The organism is Enterobacter sp. BIDMC93 (assembly GCF_001037805.1).
GTDB classification, from domain to species: domain Bacteria; phylum Pseudomonadota; class Gammaproteobacteria; order Enterobacterales; family Enterobacteriaceae; genus Enterobacter; species Enterobacter hormaechei_C.
Genome location: NZ_KQ089962.1, coordinates 3,099,904 through 3,111,983 on the forward strand (window position 1 = coordinate 3,099,904; position 12,080 = coordinate 3,111,983).

The window sequence follows — 12,080 nt, forward strand, 5'->3', positions numbered from 1 at the left end:
CTGTTTTAGTTTAGGTATGATCGCGATCACACTCGTAAAATTTAACCACCGCGCCTTAGCCGAGACAAGCAATATATTTCTGGCCCGACCGCTGCACGATCTCATCCGCGTTCGCCGGGATGTTCTGCCCTTCAAAGGCCCCGTACAGGCGCTGGTACGTTTTCCCTGTCAGTCGACCAATCACCGACTCAACGGTGCGGGCAGGCAGCGGCAGCATATTCGGATAACTCCACATAAACGACACGGCGTCCTTACCGGGCGTAACCTGCAAAATATCACCGGCCAGCAGCACGCCGTCGCCTGACTGCCAGTGCAGCACCGTGCCGCCGGCAAAATGCCCGCCCAGCCGCAGCAGAGTCACCAAAGGCATAATCTCCAGGGCGTCCTCCTCCCAGAAGCGTATCGCCGGGCTGTCACGCATCACCCACTGCCGATCGCTGGCGTGCAGGTAGATCGGTGCGTTAAACGCCGCGGCCCACTCCTGCATGGTGGTGTAGTAATGCGGGTGCGAAATCGCGATCGCGCTGATCCCCCCAAGCGCGTCAACTAACGCTCTGGTCGCCGGGTCAAGATTGGCGATGCAGTCCCACAGAACATTGCCCTGTGGCGTACGCAGCAGAAGCGCCCGCTGGTTGATGGCAAAAGCGGGAACGGTTTTGATGCTGAACAGCTGCGGCTCCAGCTGTTGCCATTTGTTGGTGTGCGTGGTCGTAAGGCTGTCGAAGTCCGTCCATGCCTGGCCCGTCACCGGGACATACTGGCGCTCATCGTCGCAAATCGGGCAGTTTTTAGGCTGTTCATCGTAAGCGGTACCGCAGGTTTTACAGAGTGTAATCATCGGCTTTCCTCAGCAATAAATCACTGAGTATGGCAGGGATTATCCATATGTGCTGAGGGGTGCCTGGCCCGCTTTTTTTGACTTATACTATGCCAGTATCAAAAACTGAATAACGCAGGTGGCACATGGAAATTGATCTCGATAACTTAGTCTTTAACGGGCTGGATGAAGCAGAAGAGCGCAACGCGGAACGTCTCGACGATGCGGATAAAAAAGCCCAGGCGATTGTCGCCGATGACGACTGCGGCGATGCCTGCAAGATTTGAAGAAAAAGCACCGGGCTCCCCGGTGCTTTTTTTATGAATGCCTTTTGCTACCCGCTATCAGATCTCCGGCGTTTTGCTAAACCCGGTCAGCATCAGGATCAGGCTTTGGGGAGATGACCCCGTCTCAAACTGATAGTGATTTCCCTGACGATCGCCGCCGATATACCACGAAATGTCGGTTTTCCCTTCTGCCAGCGCCTTGCGCACCGCTTTATCCACGTCCACCATCCGGTATTCGCGGGAGTGGTTCAGGTACAGCACCGCATCCGAGCGATAGTTGCAGGACGGTCGTGACTGCCAGCTCACGGTGGCCGGTTCCCAGTCGTTACTCGCCGGATAGAAGAAGATTTGATCCGCGCCGTCAGTTTCCACTTTCCCGCCATAAATTCTCACGCGGTATTTAAACTGGGCAGGATCCTGTCCGACAGGCAGCGGAGGGATGTTGAACTTCACCAGCGACAATGTTTCGCTGTTTTTCGTGCGTCCACCGTTCTTCCAGTTATCCTGCACCAGTAAGACCTGGGGATCGGGCTGTGAAAGTGCCGGTTCCATGCTGCTGAGCCAGACGTTAGCCTTCGCTTTTGAATAACCATACGGCACGGTGGTGCCGCAATCCATTCCCCGGTTCATGCACAGGTCGGTCATAAATCGCGCGGCATCTTCCGTCCAGCCGTTCATGAAGTCAGCATGCGCCGTATACAGGCTCCCCCACCGCTCTTCACGCTCACTGCCATGCATGATGGGGTCGAGGGAAAGCTGGACTTTACTGGTATCCAGAGAGCTAATTGTCGGGAGCACGTACGCAATATTCATGTTCACCGTCGGGATCTTCACCGGGAAGGCGGACGGACACTGTCCTTTCGTATCGTAGGTGGCGTTAGCCAGGCCGTGAGCGGGCTTCAGGTTGACCCCGTCCCAGCAGTTCGGGAACTGAATGCCGATATTAAACTGCACGGCATCCTTCGCCTTGCGTAAGCCGCAGACTTCACCCGTTCTGGTGGTATAGCCCTTACCATTGGCGCATAAAAAGGTGATATGCGGATTTGGCGCGGTGCCATGATGATCGCCCGCCAGCAGCGACAGCCCCGGCGGAAACGGATGAAGCGGCCAGGCGTCAACGTTCGATGCCTGATAATAGGTTTTTTGATAGGCGGGTTTGACTACCGTTCCGTCCGGCAATTTTAGCGACGGAGCCCAGTAGGCCGAGCTGTCTGCTTTGTTATCGCAGGTGGTCTTTTCCTGGGTACGCAGAGATTCACGGCTGGAGTAAGCATCCGCGTGCACGTTACCAAAAAAATCGTGCAGCATAGCCTCATTGGGCATGCCGAACATCATAATGGCATCATCGCCGAGGGTGTGGGAATAACTGCATACAACATGCGCCTGTGGACCAGCGTGTGCCGCCTGCATGGTAAGCAGAAGTGCGGAGGCAGAAAGCGCGGGGGTTAATACTGTCCGTTTCATTATTATCTCCATCTGTGAAAGGAGATAGTGGTAACAAAACGGCCATCATATACCGAGGATTAGCCTGGGTATTATTCCCTTCATCCTCGCTTTACAGACACCACGCACAGCTCATCCCAGTACATTTCGCGCGTCCGGCGCAGTTCAGCGTGACGTTTTATCATGGAACCACTCCGGGTCGATGTTGGCTACGTCCACGCCATACAGGCTGGCGACAGGCAGTATTGACTCAAGAACACGTTGCGCGCTGTTCTCCGCATTCACTGGTCGGGGCGCAAAAAACCGCCGTAACGTGCTTATCCATTTTTTCATCGTCATTACCCTTCTCGCTTAACCTGTCCTCAGTTAAACACCCAAATTGCGCCCGGGGAAATATCAAAATCCACTGTCGATGTGCAGGATCTGCAAATAGCGCCCCGCCGTCTGCTCTCTTCTTTAACACCTTGTTCACTCATGCTTTTTTTCTCATAGCAAAGAACGATTTCTTATTTGGCGATAGCTTTCCCTTATGGGAGCGTAACGGGGTAAAACAAAAACAACGGGATGGCGTATGACTATGGCTGCAAAAATGAAAGGGTTTAAAAAACGGGCGCAGGTTCTGGGATTAGTGGCAGCCTGGGGCCTGGTTTCAGCGCAGGCGCAGGCCGATCGGCTGGCGGATATCAAGGCAGCAGGCGTGGTGAAAGTGGCCACGTTTGATGCCAATCCACCCTTTGGCTCGATTGATGCCAAAACGCATGAGATCGTGGGTTACGACGTGGACTTCGCCAAAGCGCTGGCGAAATCGCTCGGCGTCAAGCTTGAACTGGTCGCCACTAATCCGGCTAACCGTATACCGCTGCTACAGTCCGGAAAAGCGGATCTCATCGTGGCGGATATCACGATCACTCCGGAACGCGCACAGGTCATTGATTTCTCAACGCCTTACTTTGTCACCGGCCAGCAGTTCCTGGTTCCGGCAAAATCACCGGACAAGCTTGATGACTATAGCCGGGCACGCATTGGCGCCGTAAAAGGTACGACGGGTGAACAGGCGCTGCACCAGCGTTTTCCGCAGTCCCGCGTCCTCTCTTATGATGATATTCCGCTGGCGCTGACGGCACTGCGCAATGGCAACGTGCAGGCCATTACCCAGGACAGCACCATTCTGGCCGGTCTGCTGGCGCAGGCGCCGGATAAAGCCGACTTCAAAATCCTGCCCGACCTGCTCAGTAAAGAAGAGATTGGCGTGGGGGTGAAAAAGGGTGAAACGGCGCTGCTGAAAGCCGTTAACGATGAGCTGGTAACCCTGGAGAAAAACGGCCAGGCGGCAAAAATCTATGACGTCTGGTTCGGTCCAGGCACCCCAGCTCCACAGCCTCGTAACTTTAAAATAGAAGCCCGGTAATATGCTCTCAGGTTTATTTTCACGCTCCGCGGCCAATGCCGCGGATTTTTCACTTCTGGAACAGGCCAGCGTTGAGTTTCGCCATGTGGACAAACGCTACGGCGATCATCCGGTTTTAACCGACATTAACCTCACCATCATGCCGGGTGAAGTGGTTGCCATTCTCGGCCCTTCGGGTTCCGGAAAATCGACCCTGATTCGGCTTATCAACCAGCTTGAGAGCCTGAGCGGCGGGGAGATTCTGATCGACCACAAGCCGACCGGACAGCTTTCCGGCAGCAGGCTACGTCAGTTACGCAGCCACGTCGGGTTTGTGTTCCAGCAGTTCAATCTCTATGCCCACCTTACCGCCAGTCAGAACATCACCCTGGCACTGGAGCACGTTCACGGCTGGAAACCCCTGCCTGCCCAGGAGCGCGCGCTGGCGCTGCTGGAGAAGGTCGGCATGCTGGAGAAGGCGCACCGCTTCCCCGCTGAACTTTCCGGCGGACAGCAGCAGCGCGTGGCGATTGCCCGTGCTCTGGCCTCGTCGCCGCAAATCATTCTCTTTGACGAGCCGACGTCGGCACTCGACCCGGAAATGATTGGCGAAGTGCTGTTTGTGATGAAAACCCTCGCGCACAGCGGGATCACCATGATTGTCGTTACCCATGAGATGCAGTTCGCCCGGGAAATTGCCGATCGAATCGTCTTTATCGACGGCGGAAAAATTCTGGAAACCGCGCCCCCGGCGCAATTTTTCAATCAACCGTCGCATCCCCGTGCGAGGCGTTTCCTGCAAAAAGTGCTGGATCCGCTGCATCAGGAGCAACTGTAATGCCCGCTCTGGACTGGCAGGGGGTGCTGGCCGGACAGCCCCTGCACTGGATCCTCTCCGGATTTCTCACCACTCTGTGGGTGACGCTGGCGGGGATTATGCTGGCCAGCCTGCTCGCCTTGTTCTTTATGCTTTTGCGGCTTTCCGGGGGACGTTTCGGGATATTGATCGTCAGCGGCTGGGTATCGCTGTTTCGCAATACGCCGCTGCTGGTACAGCTGCTGTTCTGGTATTTCGCCGCCTGGAACGGGTTGCCGCAGGGGCTGCGTGATGCGGTGAACGCAGACCACAGCTGGTCCATTTTACCCGGTGACGTCTGGTGGTTTACGCCAGAGTTTTTATGCTCCGCCTGGGGGTTAGGCGTCTTTACCTCGGCGTTTTTAATTGAAGAAGTGGAATCGGGGCTGCGTTCCGTACCTGCCGGGCAACGGGAGGCGGCGCTCGCTCAGGGATTTTCCTCATGGCGTCTGTTTCGCTACATTCTTCTGCCACAGGGGCTCGCTAACGCGTGGCAGCCCGTCGTCGGCCAGTATCTTAACCTGATGAAGCTCTCCTCGCTCGCGAGCGGGATTGGCTTCGCCGAACTGACCTACCAGGTCCGCCAGATAGAAAGTTACAACGCCCATGCACTGGAAGCCTTCACCTTCGGTACGGTGCTCTACTTGCTTACCGGGATGGTGACGGGAAGCGTGCTGGTGCGCCTCGGCCCCCATTCAGGGAGGAAATATCATGATCCCCGGATTTAACGTTATTGTCGAAAACCTGGATTATCTGCTTTGGGGACGTGCGGCTGCGGGAGAACCCGGCGGCGTACTGCTCTCACTGCTGATGGCCGCAGGCGCCGCCGCGCTTGCCCTGCCCGGCGGGATTGTGCTGGCTTGCGTCGCCTGGCGCTATCCCGGCGTGGTGCGCAGTGCGCTGTTTGCGTGGGCAGAGTTGATTCGCGGGATCCCCCTGATCTTCGTGATATTCTGGATGTGGTATCTGCTGCCACTGATAACCGGCAGGGATCTCCCGGGCGCGACGACCGTCACGCTGGCGCTGGCCTGGTTTACCGCGGCTGCGGTGATGCATTCGGTGTTAGCCGGACTGAGAGCCCTGCCGTCGGGCCAGAATGAGGCCGCGCTTTCTCAAGGGTTCAGTACGCAGCAAACGCTGTGGCGCGTGCTGCTGCCGCAGGCGCTGAGAAATATTCTGCCGTCGCTGGTGGGGATTTTTATCAGCCTGCTGAAGGATACGTCGCTGGCGTTTATCGTGAACGTTCCTGAACTGACCACGGTGGCGGGACAGATCAACAACCGGGTGCAAATTTACCCGGCGGCCATTTTTATCTTCACGGGTGTGATCTATTACCTGCTCTGCTGCTCGCTTGAGCTGCTCGCGAAGCGCTGGCGAGTTAGCCGGCCAGCGCTTTAACCACCGTTTCCATCGCTTTGGTGGTCAACTCACTGCGCTTAACGCGCTGGTTCGCCAGCGCGGTACGCAGAACGCCCGCAATGACAATATGTTTCGGCTCCTGCCCTAAATCACGCATTTCGAGAACGACCTTGCCTACCACCCGACACATCTCCTGGTACAGCGCTTCGTCTTTGGTCACATTGCCCATTGCCATCACTCCGTTGCCCTAAACCGTCAGCTTAAATCATTCGTCGGCTGGATACAAAAAAGAAGCCCGGCGTGTAGTTCGCCGGGCTTCGTCTGGAAAATCAGGAGATTAGTTGTTTACCGGGATGACTGCGCCTTTGTATTTGGTGCGGATCCAGTCCTGAATCTCTTTGGAGTGCAGCACGTTCACCAGCGCGACGATATCCTTCTTCTTCTCGTCACCGCGATGAACGGTAATGATGTTGGCGTACGGGTTATTCTCACCGCTTTCAACCGCAATGGGATCGTGCACCGGATCCAGACCGGCATCAATTGCGTAGTTGGCGTTGATCACCACCGCAGCACCTTCGTCGTTGTTGTACATCTGCGGCAGCAGAGATGCCTCAACGTTAGGGGTGAATTGCAGCTTTTTCGGGTTCTCCACGATATCGCTGATGCGCGCGGTCACTTTATCGATGCCTGGCTTCAGCTTGATCACGCCCTCTTTTTCGAAGATGGAGAGAATACGCCCTTCCTCGGAAACCGCATCACGCATGATGATTTTGCCGCCTTCCGGCAGATCCTTCAGCGATTTGTATTTTTTCGAATAGATACCGATCGGCTCAATGTGGATTGCGCCCGCACTGACAAAATCATAATCCTTATCGCCCGCATGATCTTTCAGGACGCTGTTCAGGTAAGGGATGTGCTGGAAATAGTTGGCGTCAATGTCATGCCCCGCCAGCGCCGTGTTTGGCAGAATGTAGTCCTGGAACGGTTTAATCTCCAGATCGATCCCCTGCTTCGCCAGAATCGGCTTAGCCTGCTCCAGAATTTCCGCGTGCGGGGTGTTGGACGCCCCCACGGTGAGCGTGTCCGCCCAGGAGGCAAAGCTCAGGGCACTCAGGGTTGCGGCGGCGATCAGTGTCAGTGTCTTTTTCATGATGTGGTTCCTGTGTGTATTTATTAGCGTTTATCTAACAGTGAAGTAATGGCATCGCCGCAGAACTGGATAATGAACACGATGATCAGAATGGTCACCGTTGCCACCAGCGTGACGTCACCATGGTTGCGCTGGAATCCTTCCAGATAAGCCAGATTTCCCAAACCGCCGGCACCTATCACCCCTGCCATTGCGCTGTAGCTCACCAGCGCAATCAGCGTCACCGTCATACCTGAAACCAGTGCGGGTGAAGATTCCGGCAATAAAACCCGAAACACTAACGTGCTCAGCCGCGCGCCCATCGAACGCGTGGCCTCAATGACTCCTTTGTCTACTTCTCGCAAGGCAATCTCGACCAGACGGGCGTAGAACGGCGCCGCGCCCACAATCAGGGCGGGCAGCGCAGCGTTAGCGCCGAGAATGGTCCCCACAACGGTCTTGGTGAACGGGATCAGCAGAACGATGAGAATGATGAACGGAATCGAGCGGAACACGTTCACCACAATCGACATCACGCTGTAGACCGTGCGGTTGTGGAATAACCCGCCGCGGGCGGTTAAAAACAGCGCCAGACCGAGCGCGATCCCCAGGACAAACGTCGCCACGCCGGAAAGCGCGGTCATGTAAAGCGTCTCCTGGGTTGCAGCCCAAAGCTGATCCCACTTCAGGTGCGGAAAGAGTTCTTCAGCCATGCTTGATTACCTCGCCTTCAATATCGCTTTGCTTCAGGTCGGCGAGGATATTGTTCAGTTGTTCGTCCGATGCCACCACGTGCACCCAGAGCTGCCCGAAAACACCGTGGGCGGTTTGCGTCATTTTGCCGTGCAGGATGTTAAACGGCAGGCCGTAGCGCAGGGTCAGTTCACCGACGATCGGCCTGTGCGTGCTGTGCCCGGTGAAGGTCAGCCTGATCACCGTGCCTTCCAGATCGTTTGCCAGTTCGGTATTGAAGGTCTCTTCCTCCGCGTACTGGCTCACCTGGCGGACAAACTGCCGGGTGATCGGCTGCTGCGGATGCGTAAACACGCTCAGCACGTCCCCCTCTTCCACCACCTTGCCGTTTTCCATCACCGCCACGCGGTCGCAGATTTTGCGCACCACGTGCATCTCATGCGTAATGAGTACGATGGTCAGGTTAAAGCGACGGTTAATGTCCAGGAGCAGATCGAGGATCTGATCGGTGGTCTGCGGATCCAGCGCCGAGGTGGCTTCGTCACACAGCAGTACGTCCGGATGATTGGCCAGCGCGCGGGCAATGCCCACACGTTGTTTTTGCCCGCCGCTCAGCTGGGATGGGTAGGCATTCTCGCGCCCCTTCAGGCCGACCAGCTCCACCAGCTCGGCAACGCGAGCCTGAATTTGCGCTTTTGGCACACCGGCAATTTGCATTGAAAAGGCGATATTTTCCTTCACCGTGCGCGACCAAAGCAGGTTAAAGTGCTGGAACACCATGCTGATTTTCAGGCGTGCCTGACGCAGCGCTTCTCCCTTCGCGGCGGAGATATCCTGACCGTTAATGGTGACGCTGCCGGCGCTGGGCTTTTCCAGACCGTTCAGCAGACGGATCAGCGTACTTTTCCCGGCCCCGCTGTAACCGATGATCCCGTAAATCTGTCCCTGCTCTATCGTCAGGTTGACGTTATCTACGGCTGTCAGCGCCTGTTTCCCGTTGTCAAAAACCTTCGAAATATTGCTGAGTACAATCATTCTTATTCGTTATCCGTTTCGCATATAGCGGTTTAGCAGTATGGATGTCCAAAAGATAGTAAACAGCCGTTATCAGCTTTTAAATGACCAAAAAAGAATTTCTTATAATGCTCAGGAATAAGCAGCGAACTGGCGGGTGAAAAGCATTTAGATGAATATCAGCAATAATTATCTGCCATTTGCATATCAGGTCTTACTCACCCGACGAAATCGGCTAATTTTGCAGCACTTTATGCGGATATAGCCATCCTCACATCCGGACAACTTTACGTCTTGCTGTCTTTCCATCTGAAAACACAAGGATTATTCCTTTCCGTTCTAAAACTCAGTGAAAGGTTCTTTATTGAGAAAATTTCATGGTTCTATCATCCGGTCATCACCTCTTCACAGGACATGACCATGACGCTTTACCACTCCGTCACCGAACTGATTGGCCGTACGCCGCTCATCCAGCTGCACAAGCTGGACACCGGCCCCTGCTCGCTGTTTCTGAAGCTGGAAAACCAGAATCCCGGCGGCTCGATTAAAGACCGCGTCGCGTTGTCGATGATTAATGAAGCCGAGCGTACGGGCCAGCTACGGCCCGGCGGCACCATTATTGAAGCCACGGCGGGGAACACCGGCCTGGGGCTGGCGTTGATTGCGGCGCAGAAGGGCTACTCGCTGATCCTGGTGGTGCCGGACAAAATGAGCCGCGAGAAGATTTTCCACCTGCGCGCGTTAGGCGCGCAGGTCGTGCTGACCCGTTCAGATGTGAATAAAGGGCATCCGGACTACTACCAGGATTATGCCCGGCGGCTGGCGAACGAACTGCCAGGCGCGTTTTATATTGATCAGTTCAATAACGCGGCCAATCCGCTGGCGCACCGCACCACTACCGCACCGGAACTGTTTGAACAGCTTGACGGCCAGATCGATGCCATCGTCGTCGGCGTGGGGTCCGGCGGTACGCTGGGTGGCTTACAGGCGTGGTTTGCAGAACATTCGCCGCAGACGGAATTTGTGCTTGCCGATCCGGCCGGGTCGGTGCTGGCGGACCAGGTTGAAACCGGACACCATCACGATGCCGGATCGTGGCTGGTTGAAGGGATTGGCGAAGACTTTATCCCTCCGCTGGCGCACATCGAAGGGGTTAACCGCGCCTGGCGCATTACCGATCGCGAGGCGTTCACCACCGCCCGCGATCTGCTAAAAACGGAAGGGATCCTGGCGGGCTCTTCCACCGGCACGCTGCTGGCGGCGGCGCTGAAATATTGCCAGGCACAGACTACGCCAAAACGTGTGGTCACCTTCGCCTGCGACAGCGGCAATAAATACCTCTCGAAGATGTTCAACGACGACTGGATGCGCCAGCAGGGGCTGATTTCGCGTCCGCAGGCAGGCGATCTCTCGGACTATATTGCCCTGCGCCACGATGAAGGCGCGACGGTGACTGCCGCCCCGGACGACACGCTTTCCACCGTGCTGGCCCGCATGCGCCTGTACGACATCTCCCAGCTGCCGGTGCTCGATAACGACAAGGTCGTCGGCATCATCGACGAGTGGGACCTGCTGCGACACATCGGGGGAGATGCCGATCGCTTCTCTCTCCCCGTGACGGCGGCCATGACGCGTCAGGTCGAATATCTGGATAAGCAGGCCCCGGAGAGCGCCCTGTACGCCATCTTTGACCGTGGCCTGGTGGCGATTATTTATGACGAAGATCGCTTTCTGGGTCTAATCACACGCAGTGATGTACTCACCGCCTGGCGTAACCGCCTGACAAAATAAAAGGAGCAAAAGATGAAAAACCTGGCCACCCTCAGCGTTCACAGCGGTGAGTATCACGACCCGCACGGCGCCGTGATGCCGCCAATTTACGCCACGTCGACGTTTGCGCAACCGGCACCGGGTGAACATACCGGCTACGAATACTCCCGGAGCGGCAATCCAACCCGCCACGCGCTGGAGACCGCCATCGCCGAACTGGAAGGCGGCACGCGCGGGTACGCTTTCGCGTCAGGGCTGGCAGCCATTTCCACCGTGCTCGAACTGCTGGATAAAGACAGCCATATCGTCGCCATTGACGACGTGTATGGCGGTACGTATCGCCTGATCGAAAACGTGCGCAAGCGCAGCACCGGGTTACAGGTGAGCTGGGTTAAGCCGGACGATGTAGCCGGGCTTGAGGCCGCCATTCGCCCGGACACGCGCATGATCTGGGTGGAAACGCCAACGAACCCGCTGCTGAAACTGGCCGACCTGGAGGCCATCGCGGACATTGCCCGGCGCCATAATGCGATCAGCGTGGCGGATAATACCTTCGCCTCCCCGGTCATTCACCGGCCGCTGGAGGCGGGGTTCGATATAGTGGTCCACTCCGCCACTAAATATCTCAACGGTCATTCAGACGTGGTTGCCGGGCTGGCTGTTGTCGGGGCAAATAAGGATCTCGCGGAACGTCTGGGCTATCTGCAAAACGCGGTTGGCGGCGTTCTGGACCCGTTCAGCAGTTTCCTGACGCTGCGGGGGATTCGCACCCTCTCACTGCGCGTTGAGAAGCACAGCGCCAACGCACTGGCAATTGCGCAATGGCTGGAGCAGCATCCGCAGGTAGACCGCGTGTTCTATCCCGGGCTGGCGTCACATCCCGAGTATGCGCTGGCCCGCAGACAAATGGCGCTGCCGGGCGGCATGATCTCCGTTGTGATTAAAGGCGATGCGCAACACGCGACAGAGGTGATCCGTCACCTAAAGCTCTTTACCCTGGCGGAAAGTCTGGGCGGTGTGGAGAGTCTGGTGAGCCAGCCCTACAGCATGACCCACGCCTCCATACCACTGGCGCAGCGTCTTGCAAACGGCATTGTGCCGCAGCTTATCCGCCTGTCGGTGGGGATTGAGGATGCGAAGGATCTGATCGCCGACCTTCAGCAGGCGCTGGAAAAGTGAGCAAAAAACGGCGGGCGTTGCGCCTGCCGTCATAAGATGACATTAGACCTTAACGCCTTGATAACAAACTTATGTGAATCTGCACAGATTGTTTTGAAACGCTGTTTCCATTTTCCTTTTTACTGTAAATCAGCGTATAATGCGCG

The 12,080-nt window shown here is 56.3% G+C and carries 14 protein-coding genes; 7 read left to right on the forward strand and 7 right to left on the reverse strand.

The genetic code is table 11. From position 1 onward, the window contains the following. Window positions 1-55: 55 nt before the first annotated feature. Entirely contained in the window at window positions 56-838 is a 783-nt protein-coding gene (locus SK58_RS14465; RefSeq protein WP_039270932.1) for an MBL fold metallo-hydrolase, read from the reverse strand. A 125-nt stretch (window positions 839-963) separates the two neighbouring features. On the opposite strand from SK58_RS14465, the gene SK58_RS22920 reads away from it, so the two are divergent. After that, entirely contained in the window at window positions 964-1,104 is a 141-nt protein-coding gene (locus SK58_RS22920) for a hypothetical protein (RefSeq protein WP_003857665.1), read from the forward strand. Window positions 1,105-1,161: 57 nt separating this feature from the next. Here the strand turns inward: SK58_RS22920 and SK58_RS14475 are convergent, their stop codons facing one another. Further along, window positions 1,162-2,568 (reverse strand): DUF1996 domain-containing protein, encoded by a 1,407-nt coding sequence (locus SK58_RS14475; RefSeq protein ID WP_048220143.1) that lies wholly within the window; start codon window positions 2,566-2,568, stop codon window positions 1,162-1,164. 144 nt (window positions 2,569-2,712) lie between these two features. Continuing rightward, entirely contained in the window at window positions 2,713-2,880 is a 168-nt protein-coding gene (locus SK58_RS23085; RefSeq protein WP_032653328.1) for a hypothetical protein, read from the reverse strand. A gap of 244 nt (window positions 2,881-3,124) precedes the next feature. On the opposite strand from SK58_RS23085, the gene SK58_RS14485 reads away from it, so the two are divergent. The 4 genes from SK58_RS14485 to SK58_RS14500 are packed head-to-tail and all read left to right on the forward strand — an operon-like array spanning window position 3,125 to window position 6,188. After that, window positions 3,125-3,955, forward strand: a complete 831-nt coding sequence (locus SK58_RS14485; RefSeq protein ID WP_044488997.1) for an ABC transporter substrate-binding protein — start codon at window positions 3,125-3,127, stop codon at window positions 3,953-3,955. Between the two features lies 1 nt (window position 3,956). Next, the gene (locus SK58_RS14490; protein ID WP_048220145.1) at window positions 3,957-4,772 is read left to right on the forward strand and encodes an amino acid ABC transporter ATP-binding protein; all 816 of its coding nucleotides are present in this window, start codon (window positions 3,957-3,959) and stop codon (window positions 4,770-4,772) included. Then, window positions 4,772-5,518 carry an amino acid ABC transporter permease gene (locus SK58_RS14495; RefSeq protein ID WP_045344246.1) on the forward strand — a complete coding sequence of 249 codons (747 nt, stop codon included), beginning with the start codon at window positions 4,772-4,774 and terminating at the stop codon, window positions 5,516-5,518. Before SK58_RS14490 ends, SK58_RS14495 begins: the two co-directional genes overlap by 1 nt. After that, on the forward strand, window positions 5,502-6,188 hold the full coding sequence (locus SK58_RS14500; protein ID WP_015570700.1) for an amino acid ABC transporter permease: 687 nt from the start codon (window positions 5,502-5,504) through the stop codon (window positions 6,186-6,188). Before SK58_RS14495 ends, SK58_RS14500 begins: the two co-directional genes overlap by 17 nt. On the opposite strand, the gene fumD is transcribed toward SK58_RS14500, so the two are convergent. The 4 genes from fumD to SK58_RS14520 all read right to left on the reverse strand — a co-directional run bounded on the left by fumD (window position 6,169) and on the right by SK58_RS14520 (window position 9,006). Next, window positions 6,169-6,378 (reverse strand): fumarate hydratase FumD, encoded by a 210-nt coding sequence (gene fumD / locus SK58_RS14505; protein ID WP_003857676.1) that lies wholly within the window; start codon window positions 6,376-6,378, stop codon window positions 6,169-6,171. The two genes, SK58_RS14500 and fumD, sit on opposite strands and share 20 nt — an antisense overlap. A gap of 108 nt (window positions 6,379-6,486) precedes the next feature. Next, complete coding sequence (locus SK58_RS14510) at window positions 6,487-7,299, reverse strand: MetQ/NlpA family ABC transporter substrate-binding protein (protein ID WP_003857677.1); 813 nt, start codon at window positions 7,297-7,299, stop codon at window positions 6,487-6,489. Between the two features lie 23 nt (window positions 7,300-7,322). Beyond that, window positions 7,323-7,991, reverse strand: coding sequence for a methionine ABC transporter permease (locus SK58_RS14515; protein WP_017384621.1), 669 nt, complete (start codon window positions 7,989-7,991; stop codon window positions 7,323-7,325). Continuing rightward, entirely contained in the window at window positions 7,984-9,006 is a 1,023-nt protein-coding gene (locus SK58_RS14520) for a methionine ABC transporter ATP-binding protein (RefSeq protein ID WP_017384622.1), read from the reverse strand. Before SK58_RS14520 ends, SK58_RS14515 begins: the two co-directional genes overlap by 8 nt. Window positions 9,007-9,405: 399 nt before the next feature. Between SK58_RS14520 and SK58_RS14525 the strand changes: the two genes are divergently transcribed. Beyond that, a complete protein-coding gene (locus SK58_RS14525) occupies window positions 9,406-10,776 on the forward strand; it encodes a pyridoxal-phosphate dependent enzyme (protein ID WP_048220147.1) in 1,371 nt (456 codons plus the stop codon). A gap of 12 nt (window positions 10,777-10,788) precedes the next feature. Then, the gene (locus tag SK58_RS14530; RefSeq protein ID WP_048220149.1) at window positions 10,789-11,934 is read left to right on the forward strand and encodes a trans-sulfuration enzyme family protein; all 1,146 of its coding nucleotides are present in this window, start codon (window positions 10,789-10,791) and stop codon (window positions 11,932-11,934) included. Window positions 11,935-12,080: the final 146 nt, after the last annotated feature.

Bases quoted from the DNA above. Each gene is read 5' to 3' on its own strand.
- SK58_RS14465 (WP_039270932.1), bottom strand. From the start codon at position 838: ATGATTACACTCTGTAAAACCTGCGGTACCGCTTACGATGAACAGCCT.
- SK58_RS22920 (WP_003857665.1), top strand. From the start codon at position 964: ATGGAAATTGATCTCGATAACTTAGTCTTTAACGGGCTGGATGAAGCA.
- SK58_RS14475 (WP_048220143.1), bottom strand. From the start codon at position 2,568: ATGAAACGGACAGTATTAACCCCCGCGCTTTCTGCCTCCGCACTTCTG.
- SK58_RS23085 (WP_032653328.1), bottom strand. From the start codon at position 2,880: ATGAAAAAATGGATAAGCACGTTACGGCGGTTTTTTGCGCCCCGACCA.
- SK58_RS14485 (WP_044488997.1), top strand. From the start codon at position 3,125: ATGGCTGCAAAAATGAAAGGGTTTAAAAAACGGGCGCAGGTTCTGGGA.
- SK58_RS14490 (WP_048220145.1), top strand. From the start codon at position 3,957: ATGCTCTCAGGTTTATTTTCACGCTCCGCGGCCAATGCCGCGGATTTT.
- SK58_RS14495 (WP_045344246.1), top strand. From the start codon at position 4,772: ATGCCCGCTCTGGACTGGCAGGGGGTGCTGGCCGGACAGCCCCTGCAC.
- SK58_RS14500 (WP_015570700.1), top strand. From the start codon at position 5,502: ATGATCCCCGGATTTAACGTTATTGTCGAAAACCTGGATTATCTGCTT.
- fumD (WP_003857676.1), bottom strand. From the start codon at position 6,378: ATGGGCAATGTGACCAAAGACGAAGCGCTGTACCAGGAGATGTGTCGG.
- SK58_RS14510 (WP_003857677.1), bottom strand. From the start codon at position 7,299: ATGAAAAAGACACTGACACTGATCGCCGCCGCAACCCTGAGTGCCCTG.
- SK58_RS14515 (WP_017384621.1), bottom strand. From the start codon at position 7,991: ATGGCTGAAGAACTCTTTCCGCACCTGAAGTGGGATCAGCTTTGGGCT.
- SK58_RS14520 (WP_017384622.1), bottom strand. From the start codon at position 9,006: ATGATTGTACTCAGCAATATTTCGAAGGTTTTTGACAACGGGAAACAG.
- SK58_RS14525 (WP_048220147.1), top strand. From the start codon at position 9,406: ATGACGCTTTACCACTCCGTCACCGAACTGATTGGCCGTACGCCGCTC.
- SK58_RS14530 (WP_048220149.1), top strand. From the start codon at position 10,789: ATGAAAAACCTGGCCACCCTCAGCGTTCACAGCGGTGAGTATCACGAC.